Below are 16,125 nucleotides of genomic sequence, written 5' to 3'. Positions count from 1 at the left end.
GGCCGCCTCCCGCCACGCGCGGGGGGCGGCCGTTCACTTGCGGGCGGGCTCGCGCCTGTCGCCGGTCTCCTCGCCCCGCTCGGGGACGAAGCGGTACCCGACGTTGCGCACGGTGCCGATCAGCGCCTCGTACTCGGCGCCGAGCTTGGCGCGCAGCCGCCGGACGTGGACGTCGACGGTCCGGGTGCCGCCGAAGTAGTCGTAACCCCAGACCTCCTGCAAGAGCTGGGCGCGGGTGAAGACCCGCCCGGGGTGCTGGGCGAGGTACTTCAGGAGCTCGAACTCCTTGAAGGTCAGGTCGAGCGCGCGGCCGCGGAGCCGGGCGGTGTAGGTGGCCTCGTCGATCGTCAGGTCGCCGTTGCGGATCTCGTCGGGGACCTCCTCGGCGGCCGCCTGGTTCAGCCGGCCGACGGCCAGCCGGAGCCGGGCCTCGACCTCGGCGGGGCCGGCGGTGTTGAGGACGACGTCGTCGGCGCCCCACTCGGCGGTCATCGCCGCGAGCCCGCCCTCGGTGACGATCACGAGGAGCGGGCAGGTGATGCCGGTGGTCCGCAGCAGCCGGCTCAGGCTCTTGGCATGGACGAGGTCGCGGCGCGCGTCGAGCAGCACGGCGTCCGCGGGTGGCGCGTCGATCAGGGCGGACGCCTCCGCTGGGGCGACCCGGACCGGATGCAGCAGCAGCCCCAACGCCGGGAGCACCTCCGCAGAGGGCTCGAGGGCGTTGGTGAGCAGCAGCAGATTGCTCACAGTGCCTCCTTCCGCGTCGTGCGGCGAAAAGCCGTACAAACACGTAAAGGACCCGGGGGCTACGTCGCCCAGGTCCCGTAGTAGGTGAGGATAGCCCACGGGGTCGAAGGATCCAGCGAGCGTCCACCTGATGAACACCGGTTACACCGGTGGGTTACCCGTGACGACGCCGTCACCACGCGTTTTCCGAAGGAGTTGGTCAGAAGATGGCGAAAGGTGTGATCCGCTACTGGGCCGCCGCGAAGGACGCGGCAGGCGTCGCCGAGGAGCCCTTCGAGGCGGAGACCCTGGCCGGTCTCGTGGCGGATGTCACAGCGGGCCGCGAGCCGCTGGCCCGGGTCGTCGGGAGGTCGTCGTTCCTGGTGGACGGGGCCCCGGTGGGGTTGCGGGCGCACGAGGCCGTCGTGCTTCCCGAGGGGGCGACGGTGGAGGTGCTCCCGCCCTTCGCCGGGGGGTGACGACCGGGCTCCCTCCCGGGGGCGAGGAACTCCGCCCCGGAGACAGGAAGCTTCGTCCCAGGGACGGCGGGCTCCGCCCCGGGGACGGCGGGCTCCGTCCCGTGGGCGACGGGCTCCACTTCGGGGGTGAGGGACTCCGCTCTGGGGACAAGAAGCCAAAAACGCCATAGACCTGGTAATGATGGGGCGTTTCCCGGGAAATTACCCGGGAGCGCCGCCGTGGCGTTCGGGCCTGACCCGGTACGGACAGGGAGTCGGATGCGTAAGCTGATCGCTTTTCTGATTGTGCTGCTCGTCCTCGCGGGCATCCTCGACCGGGTCGCGGCCGCCGGGGTGGAACGGGAGATCGCCACCCGGGCGACCGCCCAGTACGACCTCTCCTCCCCGCCCGAGGTGGACATCAGAGGCATCCCCTTCCTGACCCAGGCGATCTCCGGGCGGTACGACGAGGTCCGGGTCGCCACCGGTGCCCTGGAGGTCTCCGGCATCCGGCTGGCGGGCGTCGACTTCACCCTCTACGGGGTCACCGCCCCGCTCCGGGACCTGGTGACCGAGGGCGGCAAGGCGAAGGTCCGCGCCGACCGGGTCGCCGGTACCGCGGTCGTCTCGCTGGACACGCTGAACCGCAGGGCCCCGCAGGGGTTCAAGGTCGCGGTGGACGGCGACGCCCTCAAGGTGGACGGCGAGCTGACCGTCCTGGGCCGGAAGGTGGCCGCGGAGGCCCGGATGAAGATCGCGGTCGAGGGGGACGGGCTGCGGATCGTCCCGGAGAAGGTCACCCTGGCCGGCGGCATCCCGGTGCCGAACGCCGAGAAGGCGATCTCCTACCGGATCCCGCTCAGGAACCTGCCGTTCAACCTCAAGGTGACCGGCGTGAACGTCGTCCCGGAGGGACTGCGGATCTCCGGCGAGGCGACGGGCGTCCCCCTGCAGGGCTGACCCGCCCGGCCCCGCCACGCTCCGCCCCTGCCCGGTCCGCCTCGGCCGGCGTGCCCGGTCCCTTTCCGAGAGGCCGCCGCCCTCTCCATGAGTCCGCCGCCCGGGGTCGCCGTGGGGGGACCGTCGTGCGGGACGGGCCGGCGTGTCCGGAGCCGGCCGTTCTCCGTGGTCGACTGGAGAGGTGTCCGAACCGATCCGCCCCGCCGTACGTCATGGTGGTGTGAGCCGAGCCGGAACCGCCGACGAGCAGCTCGTCAGGGCGCTCTTCGACGAACACGGCGGGCCACTCTACGGCTACGTCCTGCGGCTGACGGGTGATCCGGGGAGAGCGGAGGATGTCGTGCAGGAAACGCTTCTGCGGGCCTGGCGGCACCCCGACGCGCTCAGCGACCGTCCCATCCGGGCGTGGCTGTTCACGGTGGCCCGCAACCTCGTCGTCGACCAGCATCGGGCGCGCAAGGCGCGTCCCCCGGAGACGGGGGACGAGGCGCTCGCCGTACTGCCCGCCGACGACGAGCTGGAGCGGGCCGTCGAGTCATGGGCCGTCGCCGAGGCGGTGGCCACTCTGCGGCCCGAGCACCGCGAGGTGCTGGCCGAGGTCTACTACCGGGGGAAGTCGGTCAAGGAGGCGGCCGAGACGCTGGGCGTGCCGGCCGGAACGGTGAAGTCGCGCACGTACTACGCGCTTCGGGCGCTGAAGCTGGCGCTGGAGGAGCGGGGGCTCGCGCCATGATGATGACGTGTGACGAGGTCCGGATGTCGCTCGGCGTCTACGCGCTGGGCGTGCTGGAGCCCGAGGAACGAGTGCTCGTGGAGGCGCACCTCGCCGAGTGTGCCGCCTGCCGTACGGAGGCCGAGGAACTGGGCGGGGTGGCGACCCTGCTCGGCAGGGTCGCCGAGGAGGACGTGGCGCAGGCGGTCAGCCCGCCCCGGGCGGTGCTCGACCGGCTGCTCAGCGAGCGGCTGCACGACGAGCGGGCCAGGAAGCGCAGGACGTCCCGGGCGCTGCTGGCCGTGGCGGCCTCGATCGTGGTCGCCGGGATCGGCGGGGCGGTGTGGACGGCCGCCGGGCAGCCCGCCGCGGACCATCCGGCCGCGGCTCCGGCGGTCTCGCGGTCCCGGCCGGAGACCTCGGAGACCAACGGTTTCTTCCGGGACAGGAAGGCCGCCCCGGATCGCTCCGCGGCCTCCCGGAGCTCCGCGCCGTCCGGGAGCCCCGATGACGAGGTCAGGATCCTGCTGGAGGCCCCTCAGGGCCGCGAGTTCGCAGGTCGCGGCGGTGCCGCCCGCGCCACGGTCACGGTGACGGCGGGCGCGGAGCCGAGCGCCGGGCCGAGCGCGGGATCGGGCGCGTCGGCCGGCGCGGAGCGGGGCGGAGCGCCGAGCACGGTCACGGTCACGCTGACCGGGGTGCCCGGCGGTACCCGCTGCCGCCTGGTGACGGTCGGCACGGACGGCGTCCGCCGGACGGCCGCCGAGTGGACCGTCAGCCGGGCCGTCCACGCCGACCCCGGCGTCTCCGCCGGGAGCGAGGTCACCGGGACCACGACGCTCCGGCCCGAGGACGTCGAGAGGTTCGAGATCGTCGCCGGCGGCAGGGTGCTGATCCGCCTCACCCCCCGCTGACGGCCGCCGCATCCGCTTCCCGGCGGCGCCCGTCCGGGACGTCGTCCTGCCGGGGCGCCGTCCGCGCGCGTCCCTCCGTGCCCGGTCGTCCTCCGCCGGGACACCATCCGGGACGCCGCCCGGGACGCCGCCCGGGACGCCGTCCGGCAGGGCGGGAATGACCGTCGGCGGCGGCGCGTTGTCGGCTCCGTGACCGGACTGGCGGTGCTGCTCGTCACGCTCGCCCTGGCGACACTGACCGGGGTGGCGCTGCGGCGGCGCGCGACGCCGCGCGACGTGGGAGGCAGGGGGAGAGGCGGGATGGAACGCCTGACGTCCAGGCAGCTCGCGGCGGAGCTGGGGGAGCGGGCGACCCTCGTGCAGTTCTCCAGTGCCTTCTGCCAGCCCTGCCGGGCGACCCGCCGGATCCTCGCCGAGGTCGCCGGGATGGTGCCCGGCGTGGCGCACGTGGAGATCGACGCCGAGGCGCGGCTCGACCTCGTCCGTACGCTGAACATCCTGCGCACGCCCACCGTGCTGGTCCTCGACGGGTCGGGCCGCGTGGTGAGACGCGCCTCCGGCCAGCCCAGGAAGGCCGACGTCATCGGGGCGCTGGGACTCGCCGTCGGCGACTGAACCGCGGGTCTCCCGAGCCTGTGTCCGGGGCTCGGGGCTCTCCGGGCCGCGGGTCCCCGAGCCTCGGACCTGCGGTTCCGGGCTCTCCGGACCGCGGCTTCCGGGCCGCTGACCTGCGGTTCGGCGCCCTCCCGGCCGCGGGCCCCCGAGCCACGGGCCGCCCGTGTGCCGAACAAGGATGTCTCACGAATTGGACGGGGATGTGACAGAGGGCGGGACGTCGGGGTAATGTCGTTCGTATGATCCTGACGACAGAGCTGCTGACGAAGCGGCGCCCGGTCGACTTCTGCCGCGTGACCACCGCGCTCTGTCGCGTTTCCTGAGGGCGATCTCAAGCGGCTTCGCGCCGCGCCGATCCGCACACCCTTGGGGAGCATCGAGCGATGCACGCCGATCCCAGAGCACTCCGTTTCTCCGCGTCCGTGACGACCGTCGTTCTCGCGATCGTCCTGGTCACGGGGAGCACGTGGTTGCTCGCCGTCCAGACCGTGGTCTTCGGGCTGGGCCTGTTCGGAGCGTCGCCGTACGGGATGGTCTTCAAAGGGATAGTGAAGAGCCCACCCAGTGAGCTGGAGGACGCCGCCCCGCCGCGCTTCGCGCAGGGGGTCGGCCTCGTCTTCGCCCTGGCGGCCCTGGTCGGATACATCACAGGAATCACGCCGCTGGCCCTCGGCGCCACCGCCGCGGCCCTCTTCGCCGCCTTTCTCAACGCCGCCTTCGGCTTCTGCCTCGGCTGCGAGATGTTTTTGATCATCCGCCGATCACTGCCCGCAAGATAATTCCGGAGGATTGCCATGAGCCGTTCCGCCGCACTGGTGGACGCAGACTGGGTCGAGGCCAACCTCGACACGCCCGGTGTCGTCCTCGTCGAGGTCGACGAGGACACCAGCGCTTACGAGAAGGGTCACATCCGGGGCGCCGTGCGGATCGACTGGAGGACCGACCTCCAGGACCCGGTCCGCCGCGACTTCGTCGACCGCGAGGGCTTCGAGGCCCTGCTGTCCGCCCGGGGGATCTCCAACGACGACACCGTCGTCCTCTACGGCGGCAACAACAACTGGTTCGCGTCCTACGCCTACTGGTACTTCAAGCTCTACGGCCACGGGGACGTCAAGCTCCTCGACGGCGGCCGCAAGAAGTGGGAGCTGGAGTCGCGCGAGCTGGTCAGGGACGTCCGGGAGCGTCCGGCGACCCAGTACCGCGCCCAGGAGCAGGACAGCTCGATCCGCGCCTTCCGTGACGACGTCGTCGCCGCGATCGGCAAGCTCAACCTGGTCGACGTGCGCTCGCCCGACGAGTTCACCGGCAAGCTGCTCGCCCCCGCCCACCTTCCGCAGGAGCAGGCGCAGCGCGCCGGCCACGTGCCGACCGCGCGCAACATCCCGTGGTCGAAGGCGGCAAACGACGACGGCACCTTCAAGTCCGACGAGGAGCTGAAGGCCCTCTACGAGGCCGCCGGCGTCGACTTCGGCAAGAACACCATCGCGTACTGCCGCATCGGAGAGCGTTCGGCCCACACGTGGTTCGTGCTGCACGAGCTGCTCGACCAGGCCGACGTCAAGAACTACGACGGTTCGTGGACCGAGTACGGCTCGCTCGTGGGCGTGCCGATCGAACTGGGAGAGGCCCGATAATGACTGACGGATGCGCTGCTCCGGAGCAGACTGTTGCTCTTCCGGCCGGGATCGACCTCTCGACCCAGGCCGTCATCCAGGGGGTGGTCTCCGGCGCCGGCACCGCTTACGCGCGCCTGCTGGACCACTCCGGCGAGTTCACCGGCGAGGTCGTGGTGTCCGAGGAGGGCGTCTTCCGCTTCTTCGCCGCTCCCGGTGACTGGACCGTCCGCATCATCGCGGGCGGCGGCGTCACCAAGGACGTCCCCGCCCAGGCCCGCCTGGGCGAGGTGACCCAGCTCAGCGTGGCGGTCTGACCGCCCGGACCCGGGCCCGTCCCGGCGGCCGGCCCGTCCGGTCCGCCTCACGGCTCTGAGGGCCGGCGTCCCCACAGGGGGCGCCGGCCCTTCCGCGTCTCCCGACGGGAACGAACGCCCGGCGGACTCCGGCTCCGGCGCGCGCCGGATTCGGACTCCGGCTCCGGCGCGCGGCCGGATCCGGGCTCCGGTGGCGGGCCCGCGGATCCGGTACGGCCGGCGCGCCGGCCGCCGCCGATCGCTACGATTCGTCAGGTGCCCGGAACGCCTGTCATGTCCCAGACGTCAGCTCCGCCGCCGTCGCGGGCCGCCGTCCGGGCCCCGGCCGCGCCCACGGCGTACTCGCTCCCCCTCCACATGTTGCGGATCTTCGGGTCCCGCGCAGTGTCGCTGGTGCTGTGGTTCTCGGCGGGGAGGGCGATCCGCGCCGGCCTGATGTGGGCGGGCACCGAGGTCTCCCACGGCGACCACCGGCAGGTGCGCCTCGTCGTCACGATGCTGATCTTCACGTTGATCGTGCTGAACGAGCTCGTGGTCATGGTGGGCATGCTGCACTCGGTGCGCGGCGCGCTCCGGGAGATCCGGGTACGGCGGACCGGCGACGAGGCGGACGAGAGCCTGTTCGGCGCGCTCAACCGGGCCACGCTGGTCTTCGCCACCATCTACCTGGCCTGGAGTTTCCACGCCGAGGACGCCAGGGAGTTCGTCGCCCTCGACCGCACCCGCAACGCGGGTGAGGACCTGCTGCTCCGGCCGCTCATCGGTGAGGAGTCCACCACCGGGACCGGCCTCATCGGCCTCGACGTCCGGCTCTCCATCGTCATCGCCGTGGTCGCCTACCTGCTCAGGGGACTCTTCGGCTGGTGGCACGCGCAGGGCAGGGTGAAGGGCAGCGGCGTGCTGACCACCTTCTTCGAGCTGGCGTTCGCCTTCTACGGCATCAACGCGGTGCTCGCCTTCGTCGAGGCCCGGTCCGACTGGGTGTCCCACCGGGTGGTCGTCGACGCGCTCGGCGACCAGGTCAAGCGGCTGGAGGAGAGCGTCCCGGGCTGGAAGGAGGCCGCGGCGTGGATCGGGGAGGTCTGGCCGTACGTCGTGGACGCGCTGATCGAGCCGCTGACCTGGCTGACGGTCGCGGCGCTCGTCTACGGCGCGTTCGCCGAGGACACGAGGTCGGTCGTGCGGGGGACCCGGCTGGACGCCGTGGCCGACCGGATGGAGCGGACCCACTCTCTCACCCGGTCCGTCGCGACGCGGATGACGACCGGGTTCCAGGAGCGCTGGGTGCCGCCGGTGAACGCCTTCCGGCTCGCCGCCCGAGGGGGCGCCGCTCTGTTCGGCATGTTCTGCCTGTGCTACGTGCTCGTCCGGGTGGGAGCCGACTACACGACCCAGGGCGTCAAGATGCTGATCGGCAATCCGGAGCCCTTCAGCTGGGTGGCGTGGGGGTCCGCCGCGTCGGTCCTGCGCGACCTCGTCGTCGACACGCTGACGGTCTGCCTGCTGGCGGCGACGTTCGACATCGCCGCCACCCGCGCCAGGGAGAGCGGCCGGACCGTCGGCGACTGAGGTCCTCCGGCGGCCGGGAGACCGCCGGCCGCCGGCCGGTCCACGCCGGTCGCCGACGGGGGACGGGCGAGGACGTCAGCGCCTGAAACAGAGGACGTTGTCGTTCAGCTCGTTCTCCCGCGCGGCGCGCTTCATCGAGTCCTCGAAGGACTCGTTCTCGATCGTCCGGACGGCGCTCGGGCGCACGCACACGGACACCTCGCGGGCGAGCGCCCTGGGCACCAGGCTGAGCACGTCGTAGTGGTACGGCGTGCCGATCCGGTGCTCGGCGGCCTCAAGGGGCACGTCGTCCTTGGCGATCTGCGCCGCCCACGACCGGCCGTCGGGGTGGCGCACCTCGATGTCGGGGGTGCCGCGCCGGATCACGCCCTCGGGGTCCAGGGCGGTCCGGGTGACTCTGATCCTCAGCCACCGCCGGTCCGGCTCCAGCGGGCGGTCGCCGGGCAGGCCGTCCGACTCCGTCACGGCCACCTGCCAGGAGACGTGCCGGAACGTGGCGGTCCGGCCGGCCGCGAACGTGTGGACCTGGTCGTCCGGACGTGCGTCCTTGTAGGTCAGGTACCCGTTCCACGTCGGGACGGCCACGGCCACGGCCAGTGCCAGGACCGCCGCGGTGACCCGGAGCGCGGTGCGGGCCGGACGCCGGGCGGGCGCCGGGGACCCGGGGAGGTCCGCGGGGGCCTCAGCCGCGGTTCCGGGGACCTCCAGCGGGCCGGGGGGCGGCACGGACCGGGGCAACGGGGCCGACCTGACCGCGGGGAACGGCTGCGTGGAGGCGCCCTGAGGCTCGTCCGGGACGACGGGGGGCCAGACCTGGCGGTCGGGGAAGGCCCGGCGCCCACCGGACAGCCAGGGCGCCCCGCCGGCGCCGGGCCCGGGGGTCGCTCCCGGGTGGGGAGCCGCCGCGGGCCGGGGACCGTGAGGAGGAGCCATGGGCTTCACGGGCCCGGGGCCGGAGGGAGGGGCGTCCTGGGGGCGCGGGGTGAACCAGTCGCCGGGGCTCCGGCCGCCGGGAGGCGCCGTCACGGCTTGCCCGCCGGCGTGTGGACGTCCTTCGCCGTGGAGACCAGACGCGCCGCGGCGGCCTCGTCCAGCCCGAGGTCGATCTCCACCTCGGGGGCGGAGGGCTCGACCAGCGCCCCGTTCCCCTCCTGCGGGTGCACCACGATCCTGGCCCCGGCCAGTTCGGCGGGCGGGACCTCGAAGACCGCGGCCCTCCTGGTCCACCAGCCCCACTGGATGAAGGGGCTCGTGATGGTCAGGTCGCCGTTCACCTTGTCGGTGGCGGAGTACCGGCGCCCGCTCTCCGTCAGGAGGGCCGGCGGGGCGATCCGCTGCGGGACGCGGACGGACGTCGCGGCCAGGTCGACGACGAGGAAGATCCCCTTGGTGGTCGCCCGCTGCTTCGCGCCGGACGAGGAGCCGGACGACGAGGAGCCGGACGACGTGCTGGACGACGTGCCGGGGGAGGCGCCGGTCTCGATCGCCCTGGCGGCGTGGACCCCCTCCACCCGCACCGAGATCCGGGAGGCGGTGACCGTCTCCCCGGGACCACCGGTCCAGGTGAGGGGGCCGCTGTAGTCGTCGCGGGAGAAGGCGAACGACTGGGCGGCGACCGCCGCCACGGCGAGGACCGCCCCGGCGAGCAGACCGCCCAGCCTGCGCCACCGGCCCGGGGTCGCGGAGCCGCTGCGCCGGGCCCGCGCGCCGGAGCGCCCAGAGGGCCCCTGAGACGTCGACGCCCCGCCGAACCCGTCCGCTCCGCCAGGCCCTCCGGGGACGGCGGGCCCGGGGACGGCGGGTCCGGGGCCGTGGGGATCGCCGGGTCCGGGGCCGCCGAACCCGCCCGCTCCGCCGTGTCCGGGCGCCGGTGCGGTCATCACCCGGCCGCCTTCCGGACCGGCAGGGTGACCTGTGCGGCGACGGCCGGGGGCCCGTCGTCGTCCTTCTTCACCAGAAGCCAGCCGATGTCCTGGGTGAACCCCTCGGGGTGCTCGAAGGCGCCGACGTCGAGCAGCACCCGCTCGGGCGCGCGCCGTCCTTCCGGCAGCTCGTACCGGACCACGACGGTGGACTCCATCCCCGGGTGCAGCTGCCTGCCGGGCACGCCGTCACCCTCGACGAACACGTCGGGGCCGAAGTCGCCTCCGAGCTCCGGGGTCATCCTCAGCAGGGACCCGGCGAAGAGGTAGCCGGGTTTCCCGCCCTGCCCCGGCGCTCCCACGCCGGTGGTCTCGTCCCCCTTGTTGGTCACCCGGAACACGACCTCCAGGTAGCGCTTGTCCGGCCCGCCGTACCGGCCGGGCCGGACGGTGGTGCGGGACTCCACGAACCTCGTGGTGAACTCCCCCTGGTCGAGGACGGCGCCGGGGCCCAGACGTCTGGGCGGGTCGTCGGGGGCCTCGCCGAGCCCGCCGAGGGCCGCGGTGATCCCCAGGCCGGCGGCCGCGACGAGCACGGCGATCGGCACCGCGACCGGGCGGCGCCTTCGGGCCGCCGCGCCGGGGGGAGACGTCATGGCACAGGATCGTAACCGCTGATCTTCATGTCATTCGCCTCGCAAGTCCCACGAGCACTGGATAACCAACGGAAAATACAGCAGATTGGTGAGAACGCCGCTCGGAACGGAGATCCAGCTCCTACGCTGTCACCGAGGCGGCGAGGGCCCTATGGCGGAGGTTCCGTGGCGGACGTGCATCCCGAGCACGCGCAGCTCCAGGCGGACCGGATCTACCTGGGCTGGCAGTATGCCCTGCTCCACCCCGACCCGGGGCCCGCGCCCAGACGTCCCTCTCCCGCCGACGAGACCGTCGCGGCCGAGGCGCCGAAGATCGACCCCGAGTGGGCGCGCCGGGAGCGGCTCAACGAGGACCTGCTGAACCGGCCGATGCGGACCTTCCGCGCGTTCATGGGCGTGCTCGCCGCGCTCATCCTCGTCCTCGGCGTCAGCCACCTGCTGAGCTGGTCGTTCGCGGTCGCCGGGCTGGTCGCGACCTGCGGGGTGGCGGTGTTCTGCAGCTACTCCATCCACCAGGGCGGCAGGGCGGTCCGCCACCGCATCCGCGAGCACGAGGAGGCCGGCGACCGGCTGCGCCGGGAACGCGACAGGAGCCTGTACCGCGCCCAGGAGGAGCACGCCGCCCGATACCGCGAGTGGGCCGAGAAGAAGGAGCGCCACGACCGCCAGCTCACCTGGTACGCCGTGACCGTGCCGGACGAGCTCGACCGGATCGACGTCGCCGGGGGCACGCTGACCGGCTGGTCGGCGCTGATCACCCTGCTCGGCGCGACCCGTCTCTACAGCGGAGGCCACCTGACGGTCCTCGACCTGTCGGAGGGCGCGATCGCCAAGGACCTGATCGAGCTGGCCCGCCGCGGCGGCGACGACCCGTTGGTGTGGGTGCTGCCGGTGGACCTGCCCCGGCTCGACCTCGGCGCGACGCTCGCGCCCGAGGCGTTCGCCGACGTGCTGGCGCACGTGGTGAGCGTCAGCGAGGAGCACCGCACCACCCGCGACCTGTCGTTCGACAACGCGATCCTGGAGCGGGTCCTGGAGGTCCTCGGCGAGAACGCCACGATCAACCAGGTCACCGCCGCGCTGCGGGCGCTGGCCCAGGTCGGCGACCCCCGCGAGGACCTCAGGCTCGGCCTGATCACCGCCACCCAGCTGGAGCGCATCGGCACGCTGTTCGGCCGGGGCGTCAGCGACCGGGTGGTCATCGAGCGGGCCTGGGCGCTGGAGTCGCAGCTGCGCAAGCTGGAGACGCTCGGCTCCGAGGCCGTACGGCTGCCGCCCGCGCGGCTGCGGGTGGTGTCGATGGACCGGCAGGCGGGCGTGTTCGGAAACCGGGTCCTCGGGACGTACGTGGCGACGGCCCTCACCCACATCCTGCGCCAGTCGCCCGCCTCCGAGCGGCCCTGGTACCACACGATCGTCGTCGCGGGCGCGGACAAGCTCCGCGGCGACGTCCTGGACCGGCTGATGGACGCCTGCGAGACGTCCAGGACCGGGCTGGTGCTCACCTACCGGTCGCTCACCCCGACCGTGCGGGAGCGGCTCGGCCGGGGGCACGCGGCGGTGACGTTCATGCGGCTGGGCAACGCGGAGGACGCCCGGGTCGCCAGCGAGCACGTCGGCACCGAGCACCGCCTGGAGCTGGCCCAGCTCACCGAGACGATCAGCGCCGCCGGGGCCGGGATGGACGGCGGATACGTCTCCACCATCGGTCACACCGACGACGGCGACGACCGCGACGCCGGCCGTCCCGACCTGAAGGAGGACATCACCTCCTCCACCGAGTGGGGCCGCCGCGCGACCGAGGCGATGGGCGAGACCGAACGGGTGCTGCACCGCTCCAGGGAGTTCCTCGTCGAGCCGCACGAGCTGCAGCAGCTCCCCACCACCTCGGTGATAGTGACCGACGCCACCGCCCAGGGCCGCCGGGTCCGTCTCGCCGACGCCAACCCCGCGATCCTCACCTTCCCCAAGACGACGCTGGGGGAGTTCGAGGAGATCAAGGAGGCCGTGCTGGAGCGGGGCCGCAAGGAGGAGGAGCCGGAGCCTCCCGAGCCGGGGCCGTTCGTGGACGCGCCGCCCAACCTGGGCCCCCCGCCGGCCCGCCTCGACTGGCGTACGCGCTGATGACCGGTCCGGCGCGGCCTGCGTACGCGCTGACGAACGGTCCGGCGCCCGCGTACGCGCCGGTGGCCGGCCCTGCCCGTCCGGAGCGTCCGCCGGTGACCGGCCCGGCCCGGCCCGCGTGCGCGTCAACGAAGCGTTCTTTTCGGGTAAGGGGATGGTCAGTGAGCGGGTGTCCTCCCCCGTGGAGGTTCGACGCTGGTGGCCGGGGTGGTCCGACTCCCGGCCCGCACCGGCCGGTACGGCGGGACCGCCCGTGACGCGTCAACACCCCGGCGTAGAGCCGGGTCCCCCGGGTGGAGACCAACAGATGCAGCCAAGCGTGTCCCTTCCCGCCGGCGGCCTGACCGGCCCCTGGTACCGGATCCAGGCGATCACCGCGCCCTCCCGCAGCTCGTCGGCGGAGTGGGACTTCGTCACGGTCCTGCCGGCCGTGCTGTCGGCCGCCCAGCGCGACCGGCCGTTCGTGGTCGGCTGGCTGTCGCGCGGCTCCGGCGCCCCGCTGGAGCTCGTCACCAACGCCGGGCCGCTGACCCCGCCGCGTCCGCCGCGCCGGTCGGCCGACAGGACGGCCGAGGCCGACCCGGTCCCGGCCGGCTCGGAGCCGCTGCTGTTCCCCGCCGGGGCCAGGGGCGTGCGGATCGGCGACGAGTGGCTGCGCGACCTGGCCGACCTCGCCTGGACCGCCTGCCCCGGCCGGCAGGCCCCGCCGCTCGGCGGGCGCCGCGAGCCGGACGCCGACGAGGTCAGGCGGCCCACCCTGTTCGAGTCCACGCTGGTCACGCTCATGTCGCGGCCGTTCGCCTGGCTGGTGGTGGCCGAGCGGACCGACCTGCTGGACGCCGAGGTGGCGCACCTGCGCACCCAGCTCAACGTGCTGCGCCAGTACGGCGACGCCTCCGAGCGCTCCCGCTACGACGCCGAGCGCGCCGAGCGGCGCATGCAGGAGCTGGACGCCTTCCGCGAGGCCGGGCTGTGGAGCGTGCGGGTGCTGGCCGGGGCCGCGGGGCCCGAGGAGCTGCGGCAGATCGCGCCGGTCCTGGTCGGCTCGGCCGAGATGAGCCACCACCCCTACCGGCTGCGCAGCGCCCTTTCCGGCCCGGTGTACGGCTTCGCCGAGGCTTTGTCGGTGACCCTCCAGGACCCGGCCGACGGCAGCGCCGCGCCGTTCGCCGCGACCGCGGGGGCGCTGGCCGCGCTCGCCGGGCTGCCGCGCCGGGAGGTGCCGGGGGTCCGGGTGCTCGACGCGGGCTTCTTCGACGTCACCAGCGAGGCGGAGGTCGCCCCCGGGGCCGGGACCGTCGAGCTGGGGGCGATCCTGGACGGCCAGAACCGCGCGGTCGGCTCGTTCCGGGTGCCGCTCGCCACCCTCAACCGGCACGCCTTCGTCACCGGAGCCACCGGTTCCGGCAAGTCGCAGACCGTACGGCACCTGCTGGAGCAGCTCACCGGCGCGGGCATCCCGTGGCTGGCGATCGAGCCCGCGAAGTCGGAGTACGCCGCGATGGGCGGCCGGGTCGAGCACCTCGCCCCGGTGACGGTGATCAACCCGTCGGCCCCCGAGGCGGTGCCGTTCAGCGTCAACCCGCTCGCGCCCGAGCCGGGTTATCCGGTCCAGGCGCACATCGACATGGTGCGGGCGCTGTTCATGGCGGCCTTCGACGCCGAGGAGCCGTTCCCGCAGATCATGTCGCTGGCCCTGCAGCGCGTCTACGAGGCCAACGGCTGGGACGTGGTGACCGGCTGGGCCGCGCCCGGCGCCGCCGTACGGCCGGCCGTGCCGACCCTCGCGCAGCTCCAGCAGCACGCCATGGACGTCATCCAGGAGATCGGCTACGGCCGGGAGGTGCAGGCCGACGTCGAGGGTTTCATCTCGCTGCGGCTGCGGTCGCTGCGGGTCGGCTCGGCGGGCCGGTTCTTCGAGGGCGGCCATCCCGCCGACATCGGCGACCTGCTCCGGCGCAACGTGGTGCTGGCCATCGAGGACGTCGCCAACGACGAGGACAAGGCGTTCCTGATGGGCACGCTGATCATCCGGATCGTGGAGCACCTGCGGATGCGGGCCAGGACCGAGCGGAGCAGCGGCCTGCGGCACGTCATCGTGATCGAGGAGGCGCACCGGCTGCTGCGCGACCGCGGCGCCGGGCGGGCCAGCACCCACGCCGTCGAGCTGCTGGCCGGCATGCTCGCCGAGATCCGCGCGTACGGCGAGGGCATCGTGGTGGCCGAGCAGATCCCCACCAAGCTGGTCTCCGACGTGGTGAAGAACACCGCGCTGAAGGTGGTGCACCGCCTGCCGGCCGAGGACGACCGGCAGCTCGTCGGGGCCGCGATGAACCTCAGCGAGGAGCAGTCGCGGCAGGTCGTCTCCCTCCAGCCGGGGGTCGCGGCGGTCTTCGCCGACGGGATGGACCGGCCGCTGCGGATCAGGGTTCCGCTGGGGGAGGAGCGCGAGCGGGCCGTCCCCGGAGTCCTGGGTCACACGCCGCCGATCAACGGCCGCCGCTCGGCGGCCTGCGGCCAGGAGTGCCGGACCGGCCGGGCCTGCACGCTCGTGGAGCTGCGCGAGGCCGACCTGCTCGCCGACGCCCCCGAGTGGGCATGGTTGCGCATCTGGGCCGACACGCTGGTGCTGGCCTTCTGCGCCGACCGGCCGCTGCCGGGGGTGCCGCGGGCCCTCGCGGACCTGTGGGCGGAGCTGCCGCTGCGGCGCCGCGAGTGCCTGCTGGCCACGGCGGTGGAGCGCGCCGTGGCCCCCAGGGCGTGGTCGCTGCGGACCGTCGCCGACCCGGCGAGGCTGACCGAGCGGGTGGCCGCCACCGCGACCCGGCTGCTCGGCCCGGAACGGGAGGGCACGGAGCGGCCCGGCCCCGAGTGGGTCATCCCGCAGGTCCGCTGGCTGCACGAGGTGGACCGGCTGTTCCCGCACGACCGGCCCGCGCCCGACCCGCGCTCGCCCGCCCCGGCCCTGGACTACCCACTGGTCACGCCTCCGCCGGGCGGCGCCGAGCTGCTCGGGCACCGGGCCAGGGCGCTGCGCCACCACCCGCTGTCCATGGAGGCCGACCGCAACCGGGCGCTGGCCTGGCGGGTCATCCTCGGCGACGACGAGCGCGAGAGCGTGGAGCGGGACATGCAGACGGTGACGATCGGCGTCGATCCCGCCGACCGGCTCCGGCACGTCGCCCAGACGATGGGCGCGGGGTGGCTGGAGACCGTGCTGTCGTGGCCGCGCCGGTTCGTGCTGCCGTTCGACGCCGCCGCGCCGGAGGACGTCGAGCTCGCCTTCACCGACTGACCGCCGCGCGCCGTACGGGGCCTGCGGACGAGGCGCGTCCGGGGGCCCGAAGGGTCCGGCGGCCCGGGCGTCCGGGCGGTCCGGGTGGCTCAGGTGGTTCGGGCGGTCCGGATCGAGTCCCGGCCGGGAGGAGGCGAACCGGACGTGCCGTACGAACGGGACGGACGGTGCGACCTTCGTGATCGGCCCTTTCGCGGGCGTTGCCGGACCGTGACCATGCCGAACCCCGGCTAGGATCGCGGCATGAACGATTCGGCGGACCAGCCCCGGATGCCGAGTCCTCCCGCGACGGGGCCGCTTGGCG

General features: G+C 73.8%; 15 protein-coding genes. 11 read left to right on the top strand and 4 right to left on the bottom strand.

Going from position 1 to position 16,125, the window contains the following annotated elements; genetic code table 11:
* Window positions 1-33: 33 nt before the first annotated feature.
* A complete protein-coding gene (locus tag ACZ6W9_RS31650; RefSeq protein WP_362940849.1) occupies window positions 34-747 on the bottom strand; it encodes a winged helix-turn-helix transcriptional regulator in 714 nt (237 codons plus the stop codon).
* A 206-nt stretch (window positions 748-953) separates the two neighbouring features.
* Here ACZ6W9_RS31650 and ACZ6W9_RS31645 point away from each other — a divergent pair, with 206 nt between their 5' ends.
* The 9 genes from ACZ6W9_RS31645 to ACZ6W9_RS31605 all read left to right on the top strand — a co-directional run bounded on the left by ACZ6W9_RS31645 (window position 954) and on the right by ACZ6W9_RS31605 (window position 7,884).
* Window positions 954-1,205: a MoaD/ThiS family protein gene (locus ACZ6W9_RS31645; RefSeq protein ID WP_362940846.1), complete on the top strand. Its 252-nt coding sequence runs from the start codon at window positions 954-956 to the stop codon at window positions 1,203-1,205.
* A gap of 258 nt (window positions 1,206-1,463) precedes the next feature.
* Window positions 1,464-2,144 (top strand): LmeA family phospholipid-binding protein, encoded by a 681-nt coding sequence (locus ACZ6W9_RS31640; protein ID WP_362940843.1) that lies wholly within the window; start codon window positions 1,464-1,466, stop codon window positions 2,142-2,144.
* A 220-nt stretch (window positions 2,145-2,364) separates the two neighbouring features.
* Entirely contained in the window at window positions 2,365-2,877 is a 513-nt protein-coding gene (locus ACZ6W9_RS31635) for a sigma-70 family RNA polymerase sigma factor (protein WP_362940840.1), read from the top strand.
* Window positions 2,874-3,770: an anti-sigma factor family protein gene (locus tag ACZ6W9_RS31630; protein WP_389962144.1), complete on the top strand. Its 897-nt coding sequence runs from the start codon at window positions 2,874-2,876 to the stop codon at window positions 3,768-3,770. Before ACZ6W9_RS31635 ends, ACZ6W9_RS31630 begins: the two co-directional genes overlap by 4 nt.
* Window positions 3,771-4,070: 300 nt before the next feature.
* Entirely contained in the window at window positions 4,071-4,385 is a 315-nt protein-coding gene (locus ACZ6W9_RS31625; RefSeq protein ID WP_362940904.1) for a thioredoxin family protein, read from the top strand.
* A gap of 383 nt (window positions 4,386-4,768) precedes the next feature.
* A complete protein-coding gene (locus tag ACZ6W9_RS31620) occupies window positions 4,769-5,164 on the top strand; it encodes a DUF4395 domain-containing protein (protein WP_362940828.1) in 396 nt (131 codons plus the stop codon).
* Window positions 5,165-5,179: 15 nt separating this feature from the next.
* Window positions 5,180-6,019, top strand: a complete 840-nt coding sequence (locus ACZ6W9_RS31615) for a sulfurtransferase (RefSeq protein ID WP_362940825.1) — start codon at window positions 5,180-5,182, stop codon at window positions 6,017-6,019.
* On the top strand, window positions 6,019-6,315 hold the full coding sequence (locus ACZ6W9_RS31610) for a DUF1416 domain-containing protein (protein ID WP_362940822.1): 297 nt from the start codon (window positions 6,019-6,021) through the stop codon (window positions 6,313-6,315). The genes ACZ6W9_RS31615 and ACZ6W9_RS31610 overlap by 1 nt, the downstream gene beginning before the upstream one ends.
* Window positions 6,316-6,570: 255 nt before the next feature.
* A complete protein-coding gene (locus tag ACZ6W9_RS31605) occupies window positions 6,571-7,884 on the top strand; it encodes a hypothetical protein (RefSeq protein WP_389962137.1) in 1,314 nt (437 codons plus the stop codon).
* Window positions 7,885-7,959: 75 nt separating this feature from the next.
* Here ACZ6W9_RS31605 and ACZ6W9_RS31600 read toward each other — a convergent pair whose 3' ends face one another.
* The 3 genes from ACZ6W9_RS31600 to ACZ6W9_RS31590 all read right to left on the bottom strand — a co-directional run bounded on the left by ACZ6W9_RS31600 (window position 7,960) and on the right by ACZ6W9_RS31590 (window position 10,402).
* On the bottom strand, window positions 7,960-8,817 hold the full coding sequence (locus tag ACZ6W9_RS31600) for a hypothetical protein (protein ID WP_389962135.1): 858 nt from the start codon (window positions 8,815-8,817) through the stop codon (window positions 7,960-7,962).
* A gap of 89 nt (window positions 8,818-8,906) precedes the next feature.
* Window positions 8,907-9,764, bottom strand: a complete 858-nt coding sequence (locus tag ACZ6W9_RS31595; RefSeq protein WP_470120998.1) for a hypothetical protein — start codon at window positions 9,762-9,764, stop codon at window positions 8,907-8,909.
* Window positions 9,764-10,402, bottom strand: coding sequence for a DUF4352 domain-containing protein (locus tag ACZ6W9_RS31590; RefSeq protein WP_389962131.1), 639 nt, complete (start codon window positions 10,400-10,402; stop codon window positions 9,764-9,766). The genes ACZ6W9_RS31595 and ACZ6W9_RS31590 overlap by 1 nt, the downstream gene beginning before the upstream one ends.
* Window positions 10,403-10,567: 165 nt before the next feature.
* Between ACZ6W9_RS31590 and ACZ6W9_RS31585 the strand changes: the two genes are divergently transcribed.
* Both ACZ6W9_RS31585 and ACZ6W9_RS31580 read left to right on the top strand, forming a co-directional pair.
* Window positions 10,568-12,526, top strand: a complete 1,959-nt coding sequence (locus ACZ6W9_RS31585) for a hypothetical protein (RefSeq protein WP_470120995.1) — start codon at window positions 10,568-10,570, stop codon at window positions 12,524-12,526.
* Between the two features lie 307 nt (window positions 12,527-12,833).
* Window positions 12,834-15,821 carry an ATP-binding protein gene (locus ACZ6W9_RS31580; RefSeq protein ID WP_389962127.1) on the top strand — a complete coding sequence of 996 codons (2,988 nt, stop codon included), beginning with the start codon at window positions 12,834-12,836 and terminating at the stop codon, window positions 15,819-15,821.
* The last annotated feature ends 304 nt before the right edge of the window (window positions 15,822-16,125 follow it).

It is taken from the genome of Streptosporangium sp. NPDC053982 (assembly GCF_055585205.1).
The sequence above is the reverse complement of the archived record's forward strand: the minus strand, read 5'-3'. Positions and strand labels throughout refer to the sequence as shown.

Bases quoted from the DNA above. Each gene is read 5' to 3' on its own strand.
- ACZ6W9_RS31645 (WP_362940846.1), top strand. From the start codon at position 954: ATGGCGAAAGGTGTGATCCGCTACTGGGCCGCCGCGAAGGACGCGGCA.
- ACZ6W9_RS31640 (WP_362940843.1), top strand. From the start codon at position 1,464: ATGCGTAAGCTGATCGCTTTTCTGATTGTGCTGCTCGTCCTCGCGGGC.
- ACZ6W9_RS31630 (WP_389962144.1), top strand. From the start codon at position 2,874: ATGATGATGACGTGTGACGAGGTCCGGATGTCGCTCGGCGTCTACGCG.
- ACZ6W9_RS31625 (WP_362940904.1), top strand. From the start codon at position 4,071: ATGGAACGCCTGACGTCCAGGCAGCTCGCGGCGGAGCTGGGGGAGCGG.
- ACZ6W9_RS31620 (WP_362940828.1), top strand. From the start codon at position 4,769: ATGCACGCCGATCCCAGAGCACTCCGTTTCTCCGCGTCCGTGACGACC.
- ACZ6W9_RS31615 (WP_362940825.1), top strand. From the start codon at position 5,180: ATGAGCCGTTCCGCCGCACTGGTGGACGCAGACTGGGTCGAGGCCAAC.
- ACZ6W9_RS31610 (WP_362940822.1), top strand. From the start codon at position 6,019: ATGACTGACGGATGCGCTGCTCCGGAGCAGACTGTTGCTCTTCCGGCC.
- ACZ6W9_RS31600 (WP_389962135.1), bottom strand. From the start codon at position 8,817: ATGGCTCCTCCTCACGGTCCCCGGCCCGCGGCGGCTCCCCACCCGGGA.
- ACZ6W9_RS31595 (WP_470120998.1), bottom strand. From the start codon at position 9,764: ATGACCGCACCGGCGCCCGGACACGGCGGAGCGGGCGGGTTCGGCGGC.
- ACZ6W9_RS31590 (WP_389962131.1), bottom strand. From the start codon at position 10,402: ATGACGTCTCCCCCCGGCGCGGCGGCCCGAAGGCGCCGCCCGGTCGCG.
- ACZ6W9_RS31580 (WP_389962127.1), top strand. From the start codon at position 12,834: ATGCAGCCAAGCGTGTCCCTTCCCGCCGGCGGCCTGACCGGCCCCTGG.